The 19,601-nt window shown below is 69.9% G+C and carries 18 protein-coding genes; 2 read left to right on the top strand and 16 right to left on the bottom strand.

Annotated features, from left to right (window positions below):
* The 9 genes from AC1ROY_RS09385 to AC1ROY_RS09345 are packed head-to-tail and all read right to left on the bottom strand — an operon-like array spanning position 1 to position 10,611.
* Positions 1-2,610: a CaiB/BaiF CoA-transferase family protein gene (locus tag AC1ROY_RS09385; protein WP_493148535.1), complete on the bottom strand. Its 2,610-nt coding sequence runs from the start codon at positions 2,608-2,610 to the stop codon at positions 1-3.
* Positions 2,607-3,662, bottom strand: coding sequence for a LacI family DNA-binding transcriptional regulator (locus tag AC1ROY_RS09380; RefSeq protein WP_493148534.1), 1,056 nt, complete (start codon positions 3,660-3,662; stop codon positions 2,607-2,609). Before AC1ROY_RS09380 ends, AC1ROY_RS09385 begins: the two co-directional genes overlap by 4 nt.
* A complete protein-coding gene (locus AC1ROY_RS09375) occupies positions 3,659-4,630 on the bottom strand; it encodes an ABC transporter ATP-binding protein (RefSeq protein ID WP_493148533.1) in 972 nt (323 codons plus the stop codon). Before AC1ROY_RS09375 ends, AC1ROY_RS09380 begins: the two co-directional genes overlap by 4 nt.
* The gene (locus AC1ROY_RS09370) at positions 4,627-5,613 is read right to left on the bottom strand and encodes an ABC transporter ATP-binding protein (RefSeq protein WP_493148532.1); all 987 of its coding nucleotides are present in this window, start codon (positions 5,611-5,613) and stop codon (positions 4,627-4,629) included. Before AC1ROY_RS09370 ends, AC1ROY_RS09375 begins: the two co-directional genes overlap by 4 nt.
* The gene (locus AC1ROY_RS09365; protein ID WP_493148531.1) at positions 5,613-6,491 is read right to left on the bottom strand and encodes an ABC transporter permease; all 879 of its coding nucleotides are present in this window, start codon (positions 6,489-6,491) and stop codon (positions 5,613-5,615) included. Before AC1ROY_RS09365 ends, AC1ROY_RS09370 begins: the two co-directional genes overlap by 1 nt.
* Positions 6,491-7,432: an ABC transporter permease gene (locus AC1ROY_RS09360; protein WP_493148530.1), complete on the bottom strand. Its 942-nt coding sequence runs from the start codon at positions 7,430-7,432 to the stop codon at positions 6,491-6,493. Before AC1ROY_RS09360 ends, AC1ROY_RS09365 begins: the two co-directional genes overlap by 1 nt.
* On the bottom strand, positions 7,432-9,006 hold the full coding sequence (locus AC1ROY_RS09355) for an ABC transporter substrate-binding protein (protein ID WP_493148529.1): 1,575 nt from the start codon (positions 9,004-9,006) through the stop codon (positions 7,432-7,434). The genes AC1ROY_RS09360 and AC1ROY_RS09355 overlap by 1 nt, the downstream gene beginning before the upstream one ends.
* 49 nt (positions 9,007-9,055) lie before the next feature.
* Complete coding sequence (locus AC1ROY_RS09350) at positions 9,056-9,469, bottom strand: Zn-ribbon domain-containing OB-fold protein (protein ID WP_493148528.1); 414 nt, start codon at positions 9,467-9,469, stop codon at positions 9,056-9,058.
* Positions 9,470-9,480: 11 nt separating this feature from the next.
* On the bottom strand, positions 9,481-10,611 hold the full coding sequence (locus AC1ROY_RS09345) for a thiolase family protein (protein ID WP_493148527.1): 1,131 nt from the start codon (positions 10,609-10,611) through the stop codon (positions 9,481-9,483).
* 186 nt (positions 10,612-10,797) lie between these two features.
* Here AC1ROY_RS09345 and AC1ROY_RS09340 point away from each other — a divergent pair, with 186 nt between their 5' ends.
* Positions 10,798-11,685 carry an SMP-30/gluconolactonase/LRE family protein gene (locus AC1ROY_RS09340; RefSeq protein ID WP_493148526.1) on the top strand — a complete coding sequence of 296 codons (888 nt, stop codon included), beginning with the start codon at positions 10,798-10,800 and terminating at the stop codon, positions 11,683-11,685.
* A gap of 4 nt (positions 11,686-11,689) precedes the next feature.
* Here the strand turns inward: AC1ROY_RS09340 and AC1ROY_RS09335 are convergent, their stop codons facing one another.
* From AC1ROY_RS09335 to AC1ROY_RS09305, 7 genes are read right to left on the bottom strand one after another with little or no spacing between them, the layout of a single operon-like run.
* Positions 11,690-12,676 (bottom strand): Bug family tripartite tricarboxylate transporter substrate binding protein, encoded by a 987-nt coding sequence (locus AC1ROY_RS09335; RefSeq protein ID WP_493148525.1) that lies wholly within the window; start codon positions 12,674-12,676, stop codon positions 11,690-11,692.
* A gap of 45 nt (positions 12,677-12,721) precedes the next feature.
* Complete coding sequence (locus AC1ROY_RS09330; protein WP_493148524.1) at positions 12,722-13,624, bottom strand: ABC transporter substrate-binding protein; 903 nt, start codon at positions 13,622-13,624, stop codon at positions 12,722-12,724.
* Entirely contained in the window at positions 13,621-14,358 is a 738-nt protein-coding gene (locus tag AC1ROY_RS09325) for an ABC transporter ATP-binding protein (RefSeq protein WP_493148523.1), read from the bottom strand. Before AC1ROY_RS09325 ends, AC1ROY_RS09330 begins: the two co-directional genes overlap by 4 nt.
* Positions 14,355-15,101 carry an ABC transporter ATP-binding protein gene (locus AC1ROY_RS09320; protein WP_493148522.1) on the bottom strand — a complete coding sequence of 249 codons (747 nt, stop codon included), beginning with the start codon at positions 15,099-15,101 and terminating at the stop codon, positions 14,355-14,357. Before AC1ROY_RS09320 ends, AC1ROY_RS09325 begins: the two co-directional genes overlap by 4 nt.
* Entirely contained in the window at positions 15,091-16,071 is a 981-nt protein-coding gene (locus AC1ROY_RS09315; RefSeq protein ID WP_493148521.1) for a branched-chain amino acid ABC transporter permease, read from the bottom strand. Before AC1ROY_RS09315 ends, AC1ROY_RS09320 begins: the two co-directional genes overlap by 11 nt.
* A gap of 11 nt (positions 16,072-16,082) precedes the next feature.
* Positions 16,083-16,940: a branched-chain amino acid ABC transporter permease gene (locus AC1ROY_RS09310; RefSeq protein ID WP_493148520.1), complete on the bottom strand. Its 858-nt coding sequence runs from the start codon at positions 16,938-16,940 to the stop codon at positions 16,083-16,085.
* A 7-nt stretch (positions 16,941-16,947) separates the two neighbouring features.
* Positions 16,948-18,192, bottom strand: a complete 1,245-nt coding sequence (locus AC1ROY_RS09305; RefSeq protein ID WP_493148519.1) for an ABC transporter substrate-binding protein — start codon at positions 18,190-18,192, stop codon at positions 16,948-16,950.
* 178 nt (positions 18,193-18,370) lie between these two features.
* On the opposite strand from AC1ROY_RS09305, the gene AC1ROY_RS09300 reads away from it, so the two are divergent.
* Positions 18,371-19,591 carry an acyl-CoA dehydrogenase family protein gene (locus tag AC1ROY_RS09300; RefSeq protein ID WP_493148518.1) on the top strand — a complete coding sequence of 407 codons (1,221 nt, stop codon included), beginning with the start codon at positions 18,371-18,373 and terminating at the stop codon, positions 19,589-19,591.
* Positions 19,592-19,601 lie beyond the last annotated feature (10 nt).

Raw genomic sequence — 19,601 nt, 5'->3', positions numbered from 1 at the left:
TCAGATCACGCCCTCCTCCGCGAGGGCGGCGACCTGCTCGGAGGAATAGCCCAGCAGCTCGCCGAGGATGCGGGCATTGTCCTCGCCATAGCCGGGCGCGCCGCGGTCGATGATGCCGCCGCTGTAGGGCGGCGTGGCGGCGAGCTTCATCGGCAGCTCGGTCACGGGCCACTGGCCGATCTTGGTGCCGGAGACCTCGGTGAACCAGTTCAGCGCTGACAGCTGCGGGTCGCGGTCGCAGCGGTCCTCGGCGTTCTGGCAGACGCCGGCGGCGACGCCCGCCTTCTGCAGCGCGTCCATGCAGGCATGCGCCTCCTGGCCCACAGTCCATTCGGTGACGGTGGCGTCCAGCGCATCCTGGTGCAGCAGGCGGCTTTCGAGCGTGGCGAAGCGCGGATCGGTCAGCCAGCCCGGGCGGCCCGCGACGCGCGCCAGCGCCCGCCATTCCGTCTCGTCGAAGCAGGCGATGGCGATCCAGCGGTCGGTGCCGGCGCAGCGATAGGCGCCGTGCGGCGCGGCGGGCTTGTAGGGCGAGCGGTTGCCGATGCGCGACCAGATGCGCCCGTTCGCCGACCAGTCCAGCACCGGCACGCCGCCGAGGAAGATGCCGGACTCGCATTGCGAGCTGTCGATCCACTGCCCCTTCCCCGTGAGGTCGCGGTAGTAGAGCGCGCCCATGATGGCGGTGGCGAAGCTGTAGGCGCCGATCCAGTCGAGGAAGGAATAGCCCCAGCCCGCGGGCATCGCCGGCTCCGGCAGGCCCGACATCTCGGAGGTGCCGGCAAAGGCCGCCGCCACCGGGCCGATGGTGCGGAAGCGGCCGTAGGTGCCGACGCCGCCCATGCCGGATTGCTGCACGTAGATCATGTCCGGCCGCAGCGACTTCAGCACGTCGTAGCCGAGGCCGAGGCGCTGCAGCACGCCGGGCGAGAAGCCTTCGGCCACCACGTCGGACTGCGCGATCAGCTTGCGTGCGATCTCCAGGCCCTTGGGATGGCGGATGTTGAGCGACATCCCGCTCTTGCCCGAATTCTTGTTGTTGAACTGCCCGCCCATGTCGGAATCGGTGACGCCCTTGAGCGGGGCCGTCGCGGCGCGGCGTGCCTCGCGACCGCCGATGGGCGACATGGCCGCAAGGCGCGTGTCGGGATTGGCCTTCCATTCCACCTTGATGACGTCGGCGCCCAAAGCCGCCGCGAAGCGCGTGCCGCCGGCGGAGGCGAGGAACCAGGAGAAGTCGAAGATGCGCACGCCCTGCAAGGGGAAGGGCTTTCCCCAGCCCGAGCGCCTTTGCGGCGTCGCCGCGCGCGGGCGGGCCGGCTGCGACAGGACGCGCGGCTTCACGGTGGCGAGCACCGCATCCGTGTCCTCTCCCAGCAGCGGCGCGCGGCGGCCGGCCTGCCAGTTCGTCTCGGTGGAGAGCCAGCGGCTCACAGGGTAATGAAAGCTGCGGCCATGCTCGGGGTGCTCGATCTCGGCGAAGGTGCCGCGCGTCTGCCAGTGGACGTCGGCGACATTCTCCTGCGGCTTGCGCAGCGGCGCCCAGAGCAGGCCGGCATCCTGGGCCTCGCGCCAGGGCATGGTGTCGTAGCGGTAGGAGCGGATGAAGCGCTGCACGATCTCGGAGACGTGCTTCTTGGCCTCGTCGTTGGCGCCGGAGCCGGGGACGTTGCGGGCCTGCACATCCGCGCCCTCGCCCGGCATCGCGAGGTCGGCCTGCATGTTGTACTTCGTGAGGTAGGGCACGAGGTTGGTCTGGTCGCGCACCGAGACGCCGGCCGCGATGTACCAGCGGCCGTCCTTGGTGTGGCCGATGGAGGGCACGTGGGTCGGGTTCTCGATCGCGTGGCGGCAGGTCTGGCGGAACAGCGGCGCGCGCCGCATCACCCAGGACATGACGTCGAGCTCGGTGTTCTTCGACACGGCCTCGTGGATGGCGATGCCGATGTCCTGGCCCTCGCCCGTGTGCAGGCGGTGGATCAGCGCGGCGAGGATGCCGACCACGGCCTGGTCGCCGGCGATGTGATAGGCGTGCCAAAGCTGCGGCGCGATCGGCGGCAGGTCGTAGTGCCAGGCCGGGTCGGGATCGTAGCCGCAATTCATCATGATGCCGCCGAGGGCGAGGTGAACCAGGTCGGAGCCCTTGTGGTCCTTCCACGGCCCCTCGTCGCCGAAGGGCGTGATGCGCGCCGCGATCAGGCCAGGGAAGAGAGCGGCGATGCCCTGCGGTTCCACGCCGAGCGCCTTCGCCACCGCGCCGCCGCTCGCATCGAGCAGGATGTCGGCGGAAGCGAGCAGGCGCTTCAGATCCTCCACGCCCTCCGGCGACTGGAGGTCGCAGGCGACCGATCGCTTGCCGCGGTTGTAGTTCCAGAAATGCAGCGAGCGTTCCGGCCCGGGCACATCCTCCAGGAAGGGGCCGATATGCCGCGTCGGCGAGCCTGAAAGCGCTTCCAGCTTGATCACCTCTGCGCCGAGGCCGGCCAGGGTGAGGCCCACATATTCGCCGGTCTCGTCCGCGACCTCGACGACGCGAAGCCCCTTCAGCATGCCAGGCAGATGGGCGGCGTCCTGGCGGGGCAGCGGGCCGGTGGTGTCGGGAAGGGTCATGCGCTCTTGTCCTTATGCGCGGATGGGCGGGCGGGCGGCGGGGCGGTCGTGCCGCGCACCACTAGCTCGAGGGAGAGCTCCGGCGGCACGGCGACGGGCCGGTCGTGGATCCGGGCGAGCAGGTATTCGGCCGCGAGCGTGCCGATGCTCGGCTTGGGCGTGCGGATGGTGGTGAGCGGCGGATGGAAATGCGCCGCCATCTCCAGGTCGCCGACGCCGACGATGGAGAGCTGCCGCGGCACGCGGATGCCCTGCGCCTGGGCCTCGAGCATCAGCCCCAGCGCCACGATGTCGTTGTTGGCCGCCAGTGCCGTGGGCATGGGGCCGCGCTGCTGCATCTCGCGGAAGGCGGCGCGCACCGTGTCGATCCGGTACCCGGTGTAGACGATCCGCTCCGCCGGCAGGGGCAGCCGGTGCCGGCGCATCGCGGCCCGCAATCCCGCGATGCGCGCGCGCACGCGGTCGTTGTAGCCCGTGAGGCCGGCGACGACGCCGATGTCGCGATGCCCCAGCCCGACCAGGTGATCCACCACCGTCCGGGCGAGCGCCGCGTTGTCGTAGCCGATGGTGGGATAGGGGCTGGCCCTGGGCGGCGCCCAGGTCTGGACGAAGGGGACGCCGGAGGATTCGAGCAGCTCGTAGAGCGGCTTGCCATGGGTGACGCCGACCAGCATGAGCCCGTCGACGCCACGCTCGACCATGGTGCGGACGTTGCGGTACTCGACCTCCTCGTCGTAGTCGAAGGTCGCCAGCAGCATGGTGTAGCCCTCGGATTCCAGCCGCTGCTGGAAGGCGCCGATCGCCTCGGAGAAGATGGTGTTGGCCAGCGTCGGCACCACGGCGCCCAGCGCGCGCGAGCGGCGCGAGGCCAGCGCCCGCGCCGCGCCGTGCGCGACATAGCCGAGCTTCTTCGTGACCTTCTCCACCTTCGCCCGCAGCTCCGCGCTGACGAGGTCGGGGTTGTTCAGCGCGCGCGAGACGGTGGCGGCGGAGACGCCAGCGGCACGGGCGACCTCCTCGATGCGGATTTTCGGGCGTGGCTTCGGGTTCATCCCGGCGCCCGTAGGTGGCAGGCGACGGCGTGTCCAGATGCGTCGGCCACCAGCGGCGGCTCGGCCTCCCGGCAGAGCGGCACCGCGATCGGGCAGCGCGTGTGGAAGCGGCAGCCGGGCGGCGGGTTGATGGGGCTCGGCACGTCGCCCTTCAGCGTCGCGCGTTTGCGGCGCTGGCGGGGATGCGAGACGGGGACGGCGGCCAGCAGCGCCTCGGTGTAGGGGTGGCGCGGCGTGTCGAAGAGGGCCTTGCGCGGGGCGATCTCAACGATCTTGCCGAGATACATCACCGCCACGCGATGGCTGATGTGCTCGACCACGCCGAGGTCGTGCGCCACGAAGAGGTAGCTGAGGCCCAGCTCCTCCTGCAGGTCCACCATGAGGTTGATGACCTGCGCCTGCACGGAGACGTCGAGCGCGGAGACCGGCTCGTCGCCGATGATGACGCTGGGGCCGAGCGCCAGCGCGCGCGCGATGCCCAGCCGCTGGCGCTGGCCGCCGGAGAATTCGTGCGGATACTGCGCCGCCTGGTCGGGCCGCAGGCCGACGCGGGCGAAGAGCGACGCGACGCGCTCGCGCTGCTCGGCCCTGCTGCCGATGCCGAAATTGACCAGCGGCTCCTGCACGATGTCGCCGGCGGTCATGCGGGGGTTCAGCGAGGAATACGGGTCCTGGAAAATGACCTGCATGCGCTTGCGCTTCTCGATCATCGCCGAGCGGCCGAGCGCGGTGATGTCCTCGCCCTCCAGGACGATCGTGCCGGCGCTGGGCTCCACGAGGCGCAGCACGGCCTTGCCGACGGTGGACTTGCCGCAGCCGCTCTCGCCGACGAGGCCCAGCGTCTCGCCGGGCGCGATGGAGAAGCTGATACCATCGACGGCGCGGACATGCGCGATGGGACGGCCGAGGAAGCCGCCGGTGATGGGGTAGTGCTTGACGAGGCCCTCGACCTCAAGGATGGCGGTCATGGCGCGGCCGTCGCCCAGCAGGCGGCTGCGTGCGTGCCGCCGACATTGACCAGAGGCGGCGCCTCGACACGGCAGCGGTCCATCGCGAGCCCGCAGCGCGGCGCGAAGGTGCAGCCGCGGGGGCGGGCGTTCAGGGCCGGCACCACGCCGGGGATCTCGTTGAGGCGGCCGCGATGCCCCTCCCCTCCACCCAGATGCGGCATCGCCGCCATCAGCCCGCGCGTGTAGGGGTGCGTGGGGGCATCGAAGATCTCCTCGGCGCTGCCCTCCTCGACCTTGTGTCCCGCATACATGACGAGCACGCGCTCGGCCATTTCCGCGACCACGCCGAGATCGTGGGTGATGAGGATCACGGCGGTGCCCGTCTCCGCCTGCAGCTCGCGCACGAGGTCGAGGATCTGCGCCTGGATGGTGACGTCGAGCGCCGTCGTCGGCTCGTCCGCCAGCAGCAGGCGCGGGCGGCAGGCGAGCGCCATCGCGATCATCACGCGCTGCCGCATGCCGCCGGAGAGCTGGTGCGGGTATTCGTGCAGGCGCCGCTCAGGCTCGGGGATGCGGACCTGGCGCAGCATCTCCAGCGCGCGGGCCAGGCAGGCGGTCCAGTCGAGGCCCTCATGCACCATCACCGTCTCGGCGATCTGCTTGCCGATGGTCAGCACGGGGTTGAGGCTGCTCATCGGCTCCTGGAAGATCATCGAGATCGCGCGGCCGCGGATGGCGCGCATCTCGGCGTCGCTGACCTTCGCGAGGTCCTGGCCATCCAGCAGGATGCGCCCGCCGCCGATCCGCCCATAGGGCCGCGGCAGCAGCCGCAGGATGGAGAGCGCGGTGAGGCTCTTGCCGCAGCCGGATTCACCGACGATGCACAGCGTCTCGCCGCGCTTCACGCTGAGCGAGAGCCCGTCCACCGCGACGCGCGGCGGGCCCTCGCCCGTCGCGAACTCCGTGCGCAGGTCTTCGATGACCAGGACCGCCTCCTCCATCACAGCCGCCGTGCCAGACGGGGATCGAGCATGTCGCGCAGCCCGTCGCCGAGGATGTTGATGGAGAGCACCATCAGCGCCAGGAAGATGCTCGGGAAGAGGATGTTCCAGAAGGCGATCTGCACGTAGAGGCGCCCCTCGGCGATGATGTTGCCCCAGCTCGGAATCTCCGGCGGCGTGCCGACGCCGAGGAAGCTGAGGTAGGATTCCACCAGCACGGCCGAGGCCGCGATATAGGTGGCCTGCACGATGAGCGGCGCCAGCGTGTTGGGCAGGATGTGCTTCCACATCAGCCGCGGGAAGCGCGTGCCGATGGCGCTCGCGGCCTGGATGTAGACCTGCTCGCGCACCGTCAGCACCACGGCGCGGACCAGGCGCACCACACGCGGAATCTCGGGGATGGTGATGGCGATGATGACGACGCCGATGCTGGCGCGCGTGACCGACATCAGGCCGATCGCCAGCAGGATGCCGGGGATGGCCATGAGCCCGTCCATGATCCGCATCAGGATGGCGTCGGCGGCGCGGAAATAGCCGGCGACCACGCCGATGAGCAGGCCGATGATCGTGCTCGCCGCAGCCACGGCGAGGCCGATGACGAGGGAGACGCGCCCGCCATAGATGGTGCGGCTCCAGATGTCGCGGCCATAGGCGTCGGTGCCGAACCAGTATTCCTCGTTGGGCGGCTGGAGGCGGTCGACCACGTTCATCTCGAAGGGATCGTGGCTGGCGATCCAGGGCGCGGCGATCGAGACGATCACCAGCGCCGCCAGCAGCACCGCGCCGAGCACGGGGAGCGGGCGGCGGCGGATGCGGCGCAGCACGCTGGGGCGCCGCTGCGGGACGGCCGCGTCGGCGGTGGCTGATGTCGCGCTCATCAGAACTGGATCCTCGGATCGAGCAGCGGATAGGCGAGGTCGATGGCGAGGTTCACGAAGACATAGACCGCCGCGATGACCAGGATGACGCCCTGGATGACGGGATAGTCGCGCTGCAGCACCGCCTCGATGGTCAGGCGCCCGATGCCGGGGATAGCGAAGACGCTCTCCGTCACCACCACGCCGCCGATCAGCAGGGCGAGGCCGGTGCCGATGGTGGTCACGATGGGCACCGAGGCGTTCTTCAGCGCGTGCAGGATGAGCACGCGCGGCTCGCCGAGCCCCTTGGCGCGGGCGGTGCGGATGAAGTCCTCGCTCAGCACCTCCAGCATGGTCGCGCGGGTGATGCGGGCGAGCAGCGCGGTGTAGACCAGCCCGAGCGCGAGGGTCGGCAGCACGAGGTGCAGGGCGAAGCGCACGGGGTCTTCGGAGAGGCTGACGAAGCCCTGCACCGGCAGCCATTCGAGTTCCAGCGAGAACCCGATCACGAGCCCATAGCCGATCAGGAAGACCGGAACGGAAAAGGCGAGGACGGAGAGCGCCATGATGGTCTGGTCGATCCAGGATCCCGCCCGCCAGGCCGCCAGCACGCCCGTGGGGATGGCCAGCGCCATGGCAAAGCCCATGGTGGTGAGCGACAGCGCCAGCGTCGGCTCCACGCGCTCCAGGATCAGGCCCATCACCGGTCTTTGCAGATAGATCGAATTGCCGAGATCACCGCCCAGCAGCTGCCACAGCCAGTGGACGAACTGCTCGATCATCGGCCGGTCCAGCCCGAGCTGGCCGCGGATCATCAGGATGTCGTCCGCGCTCGCATTGTCGCCGGCGATGATGGCCGCTGGATCGCCCGGGCTCAGCCGCAGCATCAGAAAGACGATCACCGCCACGACCCCGAGAACCGGGATCGTGGCGAGGACACGGCGCGTGACATAGGCGAACATCAGCGCTTCTCGATGTTCCAGTAGACCGGCATGCCCGCCGCCACCACGCCCTGGACATTCGCGCGCACCGCGATGGGCTGCGTGTACTGGCCGAAGGGGATGTAGGGCAGCGTCTCCCAGGCGCGGCGGTGGATGCGCTCCAGGATCGGCCGGCGCGATGCGGCGTCGGCCTGGCTCGACCATTCCGCGACCATGGCGTCGAGCTCCATGTCGCAGGGCCAGCCGGGATTGGCGCGGTCGCAGCGCGAGTTGAACCAGACGTTGGAGACCGGCGCCGCCGTGTCCGGCCCGCCATGGGTGGAGATGAAGAGGTGGTAGCCGCCCTGGTCCGGCGGGTTGCGGCTGGCGCGGCGGGTCAGCAGCGTGCTCCAGTCCATGGCCTGCACGTCCACATTGACGCCGGCGCGGCGCAGGCTCTGCGCCAGCACCATGGTCGCGGCGTTGTACTGGGCGCGGTCGGTCGGCTGCAGGATCACGATGCGCTCGCCATTGTAGCCGGCCTCGCGGAACAGCCGCCGCGCCGTCTCGACGTCGGGCTGGCGGAAGGATTCGCTGCCGATGGCGGTGTCGTTGCCCGAGCCGCACTGGAAGAAGGCGCCGCAGAACGGCATGTAGAGGCGGGGGTTGCCGACCACGACCCGCATGTAGTCCTCCTGCCGCACCAGATGCGCCAGCGCCTGCCGCGCACGGATGTCGTTGAAGGGCGGGAAGAGCGAGTTCGGCCGGATCAGCCCCTGCGTGCCGAGGGGATCGATGTTCACGAGGCGGATGTTGCGGTTGCGCTCCATGTTGGCGATGAAGTCGAGCGGCGGCGCCTCGTAGTAGTCGATCTCACCGGCGTTGAGCGCGGCCAGCGCCGTGTTCTGGTCGGGGATGTAGAGCCACTCGATGCGCTCCATCAGCGGGCGCTTGCCGCCGGCCATGTAGTCCGCGGGCTCGGAGCGCGGCACGTAGTCGGGGTTGCGGCGATAGACGACGCGGTTGCCGGGGCGCCACTCGTCGCGCACGAAGATGAAGGGGCCGGAGCCGATCGTCTCGGTGATCTGCGTCTGCGGCGAGGTCTGGGCGATGCGCTCGGGCATGATGTAGCAGGGGGTCGCGGCCTTCGCGAGCGTCTCGATCACCAGGCCCCAACGCTCCTTCAGGCGGATCTCGAAGGTGCGGTCGTCCACGGCGTCGATGGAGGCGGTGACGGAGCCGAGGCGCTGGCCCATGGGGTCGCGCGCCATCCAGCGCCGCATGGAGGCGATGACGTCGGCGGTGCGCACGGGCGAGCCGTCGTGGAACTTCAGCCCGTCGCGCAGGCGGATGCGGTAGACGAGGCCATCTTCCAGCACCTCGTGGCCCTCGGCCATCTGCGGCTGGGGCTCGAAGCGCGAATTCAGCGCGTAGAGCGTGTCGTAGATGAGGTAGCCGTGGCGGTTGGTGATGAAGGCCGTGGTCCAGACGGGATCGAGGATCTGGAGATTGGCGTGCACCACGACGCGGAGCGTGCTCGCGCGGTCCGGGGTCTGGGCCTGCGCGGGCGCGACGAGGGCCAGGGCCAGTGCGGCCATCTGGATGAAGCGTTTCATGGGGTCGGTCCTCCCTTTTCGGCTGGGCGCGTTGGCTGCGCCTTCTGGATCAGTCGATGATGCGGAATTTCGGTAGCGTCAGCTCGTCGTCGACCCTCTCGAAGACGACCTCCACGGCGGAGCCGATGGCCTTCTCTCCGGGGTCGGCGCCGACGAGGTTGCTCACCAGCAGCGGCCCTTCCTCCAGCCCGACGAGGCAGACGAGATAGGGCAGATCCTCGCGAAAGCTGTCCCAATAGGCGCGGTGGAAGCGCACCCAGGAGAGCAGCGTCCCCCTGCCCGAGACCGGCATCCAGGACTGCTTTTCCGACAGGCATTTCGGGCAGACGGGCGAGCCAGGATAATGCACGTCCGAGCAGGACTCGCATTTCTGGACGGAGAGTTTTTCGGCGCGCGCATTCTCCCAGAATCCGCGGTTGACGTTGTCGATCTTCGGGCGCGGCTTGGCCATGGCGGTGGACATCGGCATCTCCCTCAACCCGGCGTGTAGATGATGGAGCGCGAGCAGGGCGTCGCGCCGCAATATTGCACCACCTCGGCGCCCGGCACCTGGCGGTCGCCGCACTCGCCGCGGATCTGGCGCACCGCTTCCACGTTGAGCGCCCAGCCCTGCATGTAGGAGTTTGAGAGGTGGCCGCCGTCGGTGTTCGTCGGCAGCTTGCCGCCGAGCTTGAGCGTGCCGCCCTCGACGAAAGATCCGGCCTCGCCCTGCTCGCAGAAACCGAGGCCCTCCAGGCTGAACAGCACCGTGGGCGAGAAGTTGTCGTAGCACATGAGCGCGTCGACGTCGGAAGGGCCGACGCCCGCCATGCCATAGGCCTGCCGGCCCACGTCGCGCATCTCGTCGTACCAGAAGTTCAGGTCGAAATTGCCGATGGAGCCTGTCGTGAAGGCCTCGCGCGCGCCGATGCCGGAGATCATCACGGGGCGCTTCTTCAGGTCGCGCGCCCGCTCCTTCGTGGTGAGGATGATGCAGACCGCGCCGTCGTTGATGAGGCAGTAGTCCAGCAGCCGCAGCGGCTCGGTGATGGGGCGCGCGGCCTCGTGGTCGTCGATGGTGATGGGCTGCTTCATCACCGCGTCCGGATTCAGGCAGGCGTGGTGGCGGAAGGCGACCGAGACCTCCGCGAGCTGGCGCGTGGTGGTGCCGTAGAGCGCGCGGTGGCGCTGGAACATCATGGCATGCGCCGCACCCGGGGAGGTGAAGCCCCAGGGATCCCAGACGCCCGGGCTTTCCTCGCCGCCGTAGTTCACGCGGCGCGAGCGGCCGATATTGGCGTAGATCAGCGCGGCATAGTCGCAGATGCCGGCATCGAGCGCGGCGGCCGCCTCGATGATCGCCATGCCCGACATGCGGCCATGCGGCGGGAGCTGGATGGTCCAGCGCGGGTTCAGGCCGAGGATCTCGCCCATGCGGGCGTAGTTCGGCACGCGGCAGACGAGCAGCCCGTCGATCAGGCCCTTGTCGATGCCGCAATCCTCGACGGCGTTGCGGAAGGCGCGCGCGCCCAGCCCGTAGTCGTCGATGTCGGGGAAGTTGCCGTAGGGCGTGTTGCCGACGCCGACGATCGCGATGCGATCCTTCAGCTTGTGCCAGTCGTTCATGGTGCTTTGCCCATGGTCCGTTTTCTCCATCCCATCGCGGCTCGCCCGCGATTGCGCGCGCCAAAAGAAAGCGCTTTCATGACGGCGACCATAGGCACGGATTTCCGCGCCGCCAAGTGCCGAAATTATCGATAAGTGCGGCAGGTCATGCTGCGCCGCATCAAGACCGCAGGAGGAAACGCGCTCATGTCGAAGGTGATCACGCCCGAAATCCGGGTGGCCCATGAGGGCCGGAACATCGTGGGCGAGGTCCCGATGTGGCATCCGGTCGAGCAGGCCCTCTACTGGGTGGACACGCGCAAGCCCTGCCTGTACCGGCTGAACCCCGACGGCACCGTCCGCAGCTGGCCGATGCCGACCAACATCGGCTCCTACGTGTTCCGCAGGAAGGGCGGCATCATCGCCGGGCTGAAGACGGGCTTCGCCGAGGTGGACCTCGGGACGGGCGCCATCCGCCACATCCTCGACCCCGAGCCGGACATGCCGGAGAACCGCCTCAACGACGGCCGCTGCGACCGGCGCGGCCGCTACTGGGTGGGCTCGCGCAACCCGGGCAGCGAGGAGGCGAGCGGCTCGCTCTACCGATTCGACCCCGATTTCACCTGCCACAAGATGGACACCGGCTTCATCGTGGCCAACGGCATGGCGTTCAGCCCGGACGACCGCACGCTCATCTTCGGCGACAGCACGACGCAGACCTATTACCGCTACGCCCTCGACCTGGATGCGGGCACGGTCGCGAACCGGCAGGTCTACCTCACCACGCACGACATGGCCGGGCGCGTGGACGGCGCCACCTTCGATTCCGAGGGCTACTACTGGGGCGCGCTGCTCGGCGACTGGTCGATCGGCCGCTTCGATCCGGCCGGAAAGCTCGTCGGCACCGTGAAGCTGCCGGTGTCGCACCCCACCATGTGCAATTTCGGCGGACCGAATCTCGACGTGCTCTACGTCACCTCCGGCACCATCTTCCTCAACGAGGAGGAGCGCGCCCGCCAGCCACTGGCCGGCGCGCTGTTCGAGATCCATGGCCTCGGCGTGACGGGCGTGGCGGAGCCGCTCTTCGGCGGCTGAGGTCTCAGTCGGCGCGGATTTCGATCGAGCGGACCAGCGGCAGCCATTTGTCGAACTCGGCCCGCAGGAATCGGGAAAATTCCTCGGGCGAGCCGCCGACGGGCTCGGCCGCCTGCGGCTGCGCCCAGCCCTCGCGGAACTCCGGCGTGGCGATCGCGGCGTTGCCGAGCGCGTTGATCCGCGCCACCAGCTCGGGCGCCATGCTCGCCGGGCCGAAGAGCGCGTGCCAGATGGCCACGTCGAAGCCCGGCACCACGCTGGCGATGGTCGGCAGCTCCGGCATGTAGGGCGAGGGATGCGCGGTGCTGATGGCCACGGCCGTCACGTCGCCCGTGCGGATGGATTCCACGCCCGAGGCACCCGCGCGCACCGTCAGGTCCACGTCGCCGCGCAGGAGGGCCGACATCATCTCGCCGCCGCCGCGATAGGGGACGTGCACGAGCTTCGCGCCGGACATCCGGGCCAGAAGCGCCATGGACAGGTGCGCGGCGGAGCCGACGCCGGCGGAGGCGTAGGTCAGCCCTTCCGGCGACTGCCGCGCGAGGGTGAGGATATCGGCCAGGTTCCGCGCCGCGAGCGTCTTCCGCGACACCAGCACGAGCGGCACGTTCACCACATGCAGGATGGGCGTGAAGGCCGTAACGGGGTCGTAGGGCGCGTTGCGCAGCACCTCGCCGGCCACGATGTTCGGGCCGATGTCGCCCATGAAGAGCGTATAACCATCGGGCCGCGCGGTCGCGACCACCTGGCCGCCGATGGTGCCGCCGCCGCCCGTGCGGTTCTCGACGACCATGGGCTGGTTGTTGGCGAGCGGCTGCAGGCGCTGGGCGAAGGCGCGGGTGAGGCTGTCGAGCGTGCCGCCGGGCGAGAGCGGCACGATGCAGCGGACCGGGCGGCTGGGCCAGGATGGATCAGCGCGCAGGGCGCCGGGAATCATGATGAGACCCGCAGCCGAGATCAGCCCGCGACGCGGCAAAAGATGATGGTCCATTTCGGCGTCCTCCCCGTTTTCGGGAAGGCTAGGCCCGGCACGACCTCAGAGGGAAGCGCGCGCCTCCGCCAGCCAGGAGCGGTCGATATAATCTTCCGCCCGGGTGCGGGCGCGGGAGGGCAGCTCGCGGATGAGGGCGCTGGTCTCGATGAGCGCCTGCACGCCTGCCGCGCTGGCCTCGCCGTCGCGGGGGAAGATGGCCTCGCGCGTGTACTCCTCCCAGGCCAGGTCGGCGTGGCGGGTCTCGATGCCGGTCTCGGCGACGGCGACGGCGTTGGCCTCGTCGCGCTCCGTGTAGAAGCGCTCATGCGCACGGAGGAAGGCGCGCAGGAAGGGAATCAGCGTGTCGCGGTTGGCGGCGGCCCAATCCTGGTGCACGTCGAGGCTGGTGAACTGGAATTGCGGCACCTCGTCGCGCGGCTCGCAGAGCGAGTGAAAACCCTGCTCGATCGCGATGCGGTTCAGCGGCGCGCCCTGCAGGCCGGCGTCGATACCGCCTGACCGCAGCAGGTCCCAGCGCGCGAGGATGGGGCCGCAGGGGACCAGTTCGTAATCGGCGGGCCAGTGCAGCCCGCGCGCCGCCAGCAGCTTCATGATGAGGGAGGAACTGCCGGCGCGCAGCGAGGAGACGCCGATCTTCCTGCCGCGCAACCCCTCCAGCCCTTCGATCCCGGCGCGGGCAATCAGCGAGAAAGGCAGCTTGTTCACGTTGCCGCCGATGATCGCAGTCTTGCCGCCGGCCTCGGCGTCCAGGATCACGTGCTCGGTGACGCCATAGGCCAGCTGTGCGCGCCCGTCGCGCAGGCGCGCGTTCACCTCCTCGATGCCCTCGATATGGTCGATGGTGACGTCGAGACCCTCGGCCGTGAACAGGCCGGCCGAGCGTGCAATCCACAAGGGCAGGTTGAAGTAGTTGCGCGACACCACCGCGACGGTCAGGCGCTTCATGCGGGCTCCTCGTCGCCGCCGATGCCGAGATAGGCGCGCTGCACCTCGGGGCTGCGCGCCAGCTCGTCGGCCGGGCCCTCCAGCACGGAGCGGCCGGTCTGGATGACGTAGCCGCGATCGGCGATCTCCAGCGCCAGCTCCACCGACTGCTCGGCGATGAGCAGGGTCAGGCCCTCGTGGCGGAGGGCCTGCAGCTTCTCGTACATCATCTCCACGATGGCCGGCGCGAGGCCGAGCGAGGGCTCGTCCAGCAGCAGCAGGCGCGGCGCGCTCATCAGCGCGCGGCCGACGGCCAGCATCTGCCGCTCGCCGCCGGAGAGGGTGCCGGCCGCCTGGCGCCGGCGCTCCTTCAGCTTGGGGAGGAAGGCGAAGACCTTCTCCAGCAGCTCCGCCTCGCGCCTTCGGTCGCGCAGCGGCGTGGCGCCGAGGCGGAGGTTCTGCTCCACCGTCTGGTTGACGAAGAGCCGCCAGCCCTCGGGCGCCAGCGCCAGGCCGCGGCCGACGACGGCGAAGGCCGGCTGGCCGCCGATGGCGGCACCCTCCCAGAGCACCTCGCCGGCGCTCGGCTTCACGAGGCCGATGATGGCGTTGAGCGTGGTCGTCTTGCCCGCGCCGTTGGAGCCGAGCAGGGCCACGACCTCGCCCTTGCGGACCTCCAGCGAGACATCGGACACGCCCACGAGGTCGCCGTAGCGCACCTCGAGGTTCCGGACGCTCAGCAGCGCCTCGCTCATGCTTTCGCCTTCCGGCTGAGGCTGCGGCCGAGATAGGCCTCGACCACGCCGGGGTCCTGCACCACGTCGCGCGGGGCGCCCTGGGCAATGACCTTGCCCTGGTGGAACACCACCGCGCGATCCGCGAGCGACAGGATCACCTCCATCACATGCTCCACGATGACCAGCGTGATGCCGCGTGCGTGGATGCGGCGCACCAGCTCGATGGCCAGGCGCACCTCGGTGGGCGTGAGGCCGGCCAGCGCCTCGTCGAGCAGCAGGATCTCCGGCTCGGTCGCGAGCGCGCGGGCGATCTCCAACCGCTTGCGCGCGGGCGTGCCGAGGCTGCCGGAGCGCGCTTCGGCGATGGGGCGCAGGCCGGTGAAGTCGATCACCTGCTCGGCCGCCGCCGCCGCCTCCGAGGCGCGCCGGTGCCGCAGGAAGGCGCCGACCATCACGTTCTCGCGCACGCTGAGGTCGTCGAAGACCGCGGGCACCTGCCAGCTCCGCGCGAGGCCGAGCCGTGCATGCTCCTCGGGCGAGGCGCGCGTGACGTCGTGGCCGCGCAGGTGAATCGTCCCGGAGGCAGGCTGCCGGTCGCCGGCGAGGCAGTTGAAGAAGGTGCTCTTCCCTGCCCCGTTCGGGCCGATCAGGCCGATGATCTCGCCCTTGCCGATGGTCAGCGAGGCGCCGTCCACGGCGCGGAAGCTGCCGAAGGCGACGACGATGTCGCGCGCCTCGAGGAGCGGCGCGTCAGCCGGCACGCCGCGCCCTCCAGGCCTGGATCCGGGACAGAATCTCGGCGAGGCCGCCGGGCGCGAAGCGGCTGATGAGGACGATGATCGCGCCATAGACGACGTAGGTGATGCCCGTGCCGTCGCCGCCGAAGGCCGCGTTGGTGATCTCCTCCAGCGGGACGAGGATCGCAGCACCCACCAGCGGCCCGAAGAGCGTGCCCGCACCGCCCAGCGCGGTCGCGATCACCATCTTCACCGAGATCAGGATGCCGAGCCCGCTGTCCGGATCCACGAAGCCCAGCATGCAGGCATAAAGGGAGCCGGCCAGGGACGAGAAGCCCGCAGAGACCAGCAGCGCGTACATCTTGTAGCGCGGCGCCGGCACGCCGAGGCTGCGCGCCGCCCGCTCCTGCCCGCGGATCGCGCGGAGGTAGAAGCCCATGCGGCCGAGGTTCATCCACCAGGTGAAGAGCAGCAGCACCGCCAGCACGGCGCCGAAGATGTAGTAGTAGGGCAGCGGGCTGATGAAGGAGAGGTCCAGCACCGAGCGCGGCATGGCCGGCCCGGAGACGCCCACCGCGCCGCCCAGCACCGGGGCGTTGGTCACGATGATGCGCGCGAGCTCCGCCAGCGCGATGGTCGCCATGGAGAAGTAGTGGCCCTTCAGCTTCAGCGTGGGGCCGCCGACGACCAGCGCCAGCAGCAGCGAGAGCGCAATGCCGAAGGGCGCGCCCAGGATCGGCGCCCATTCGAACCAGGTGAAGCCGAGCAGCGAGGCATAGGCGCCGCAGCCGAAGAACAGCACATGGCCGATGGAGATCTGCCCGGCATAGCCGCCGACCAGGTTCCAGGCCGAGGCCGAGAGCGCCGCCAGCATCACCAGCGCGCCGACGCGCTGGTAGAACTGGTCCTCCACGACCAGCGGCCAGGCCAGCAGGGCGGCCAGGACCAGCGCGCCCAGGGCCAAGCGGCCCGCGACGCGGGGCGTGGCAGGCATCGCGGCGGCGCTCATGCCTTGCCCAGCAGGCCCTGCGGCCGGAACCACAACACCGCGAGGAAGAGGATGAAGACCACCACGTCCTTGAAGGCCGGGCCGATCCAGAAGGAGGTCAGGGATTCGATGATGCCGATGGCGAGCCCCGCCACCAGCGCCCCCGGCACGGAGCCGAAGCCGCCGAGGCAGACCACCACGAAGGCGATCAGCGCCAGGGATTCACCGACCATGGGCGAGATGTAGAAGAACAGCGCGATCAGCGCGCCCGCCACGCCCGTGCAGGCCGCGCCGAGCCCCCAGGCCAGCGCCTGCATCGGGTCGGGCCGGATGCCCACCAGCATCGCGGCGTTGCGATCCTCCGCCACGGCCAGCAGCCGGCTGCCGAGGGCGGTGCGCGTCAGCAGCAGGTGCAGCCCGATGGTGAGGCCGAGCGCCGCGATCCCCGCGACCACGCGCGACGGCTCCAGCCGCAGGCCGGCGAAGGTCTGCACATCGCCCAGCAGGTTCTCCGGCAGCGAGACGAAGTTGGCGGAGAAGATCCAGAGCGTGGCGTAGCGCAGCACCAGCGCGAGGCCGAAGGTGCCGAGGATCTGCGCCAGCATCGGCCCGCGCATGACGTGCCGCACCAGCCCGTAATAGACCAGCACCCCCAGCAGGAAGAGCATCATCGCCGCCAGGGGCACGAAGAATTCCGGCCCCAGATGCAGCGCGGTGAAGGCGATGAAGGCGACGTACATCGCGATCATGACGAAGTCGCCATGGGCGAAGTTCACCACGTTCATCATGCCCCAGATCAACGTGAGGCCGGAGGAGAACAAGGCATAGACGGCTCCCACCAGGAAGCCGTTCAGCACGACCTGCGCGAGAATCATGCGGTGATCATTCCCAGCCCTTGTAGGGCAGCTGGAGCGGCGCCGTGGCCGTCGCCTCGGGGTAGACCGAGACGTATTCGCGGCCGCGCAGCTGCACCAGGAGCACGGAGGCCAGGATGTTCTGCCCCTTGTCGTCGAAGCGCACGCCGCGATAGCCGATCATGAGCTGCTCGGGCTTGAGGTCGGTCGCCTTCAGCGCGGTCTGGATCGCGGCAGGCTGCGTCGAGCCGGCGCGGTTGATGGCATCGCACAGCACGAGGAAGCCCTGCATGATGCGGGCCGTGGTGTCGTCCATCTCCTTGCCGGTGCGGGCCTTGTAGAGCGCGTTGACCTTGAAGGAGTTGCTGCCGGGGTGGCTCGGGTCGAAGGCGCTGCGGTTGATGACGCCCTGGGCGATGTCGCCCGCGGTCTGCACGAAGTTGTCGTCGGAGAAGCCGGAATCGTCGCCGATCAGGATGGGCGGCCGGTAGCCCTGCGCGCGCATGGTCCGCGCATAGAGGATGGCGTCCGAGGTGTAGCTGATGAAGATCGCGACGTCGGGCTGCGCCTCCTTCAGCTGCAGCACCTGGGCCGAGACGTCGGCGCTGTTCGCGGCATAGGGGATCTGCAGCGCAATGTTGATGCCTGCGGCCTCGGCCGTGCGGCGGATCACGTCGGCGATGGAGGTGCCGTATTCCGTATTCTCGTTGACGATGGCGACCTTGGTCGGCGCCCGGCCGTTGATGCGCGTGGCCTTCAGGAAGTCCACGTAGATGGCGGCGATGTCCGGCCCGATCGGCGTGGTGCGGAAGAACCACTTGAAGCCGCGCTCGGTCAGGTTGGTGGCGACGGCCGCGCCGGCCAGGAAGGGGATGCCGTGCCGCTCGGCGATGGCGCTCGCCGTCTGCGTCAGGCCGGACTGGTAGGCGCCGTCCAGCGCCACGACCCGCTCCTGCGTGATGAGGCGCAGCGCCTGGTTCTGCGCGACCGAGGGGCTGCCCTGCTGATCCGCGAAGACGACCTGCAGCGGCCGGCCGCCGATGTTGGAGAAGCCGGTGGTTGCCATCATCGGCATGGCGGCGAGGTCGGGCTGCGGGGTGTTGATGAGCTCGACCGCCAGCTCGAGCGCGGATTTGGCGGAATTGCCGGCCGAGGCCGCCACGCCGGTGAGCGGCAGGATCGAGCCGACCTTGACGGGCGCGCCCTGGGCCAAGGCGGGCGCGGCGAGAAGGAGGGCGGGTGTCGCCAGCAATGGGCGTCGGCTGATGGACATCTATCTTCCCCTGGATCAACTGCGGTCAACGCCGCCATTCCTTATTGGGACCTAGCCTAGCGGCGTTCCTCCGCTCCGCAAGCCGGGACGGCATGGCTTCCGCTCCATGCCGCGATTGACGGGCGAACCGGCCGGGCGTCAGACTTCCCCGACAAGAACCAGGGAGGCGGGCGCCCAGATGAGCGCAGCCGGTGAACGTGTCGTATCGACGCCCCGGAGCAGGGATTGGGGGGCCGAGGATCCGATCGCCCGCGCCCGCGCGCTCGCGCCCCTGATCGAGGCGGCCGGCGCGCAGATCGAGGCCGCGCGCGAATTGCCCGCCGAGCTGCTGGACGCCCTGCACGCCGCGCGCCTCTTCCGCACGCTGCTGCCCCGCGCCGTCGGCGGCGACGAGGCCACGCCCGAGACCTATGCGCGCATGATGGAGATCGTCGCGCGCGCCGATGCCTCCACCGCCTGGTGCATCGGGCAGGCCTCGGGCTGCTCGATGGCGGCGGCCTATGTGGCGCCGGAGGTCGCGCATCGCATCTGGGATCCTGACGACGCCGCGCTGGCCTGGGGCGCCATCCTCCCCGGCCAGGTCGCCGAGGTCGTGGAGGGCGGCTATCGCGTGACGGGCTCCTGGCCCTTCGCCAGCGGCGGCCGCCACGCCACCTGGTTCGGCGGGCACTGCCGCGTGCGCGAGCGCGACGGCACCATGCGCGCGCTGCCGGACGGCTCGCCCTACGAGCGCACCATGCTCTTCCCGCGCGACGCCATCACGATGACGCCGAACTGGCAGGTCATGGGCCTGCGCGGCACGGGCAGCGACACCTATTCCGTCACCGACCTCTTCGTGCCGGAGCCCTTCACCGTCCGCCGCGACCGCGACGAGGAGCGCCGCGCTCTCGGCCATGGCAGCCTCTACCGCTTCACCACCACCCATCTCTACGCGACGGGCTTTTCCGCCGTGGCGCTCGGAATCGCGCGCGGGCTGCTGGACGAGTTCGTGACGCTGGCCAATGCCAAGACGCCGATGGCCACCAGCCGGATGCTGCGCGACAGCCCCGTGCTGCAGAGCGGGCTCGCGCAGGCCGAGGGAAAGTGGCGCGCCGCCCGCGCCGGCCTGCACACCGCGCTGCGCGAGGCGCAGGCGCAGGTCGACACGGGTGCCGCCATGAGCAACGACCAGAAGGTCGCGATCCGCCTCGCCTCCACCTTCGCCATCCACCAGGCCAAGGAGGTCGCGGACTTCGCCTGGGCCGAGGCCGGCGCCACCGCCATCTTCGAGAGCCAGCCCTTCGAGCGCCGCTTCCGCGACATCCACGCCGTCACCCAGCAGGTGCAGGCGCGGCGCAACCACTTCGAGACCGTCGGCCAGCACCTGATGGGGCTGACGGCGAATCCCCGTTTCCTCTGACCGGAAGGAC

This window comes from Roseococcus sp. GW821-FHT12F05, assembly GCF_058806835.1.
Note: the sequence above shows the minus strand (reverse complement) of the source record. Positions and strands in the feature narration are given on the sequence as shown.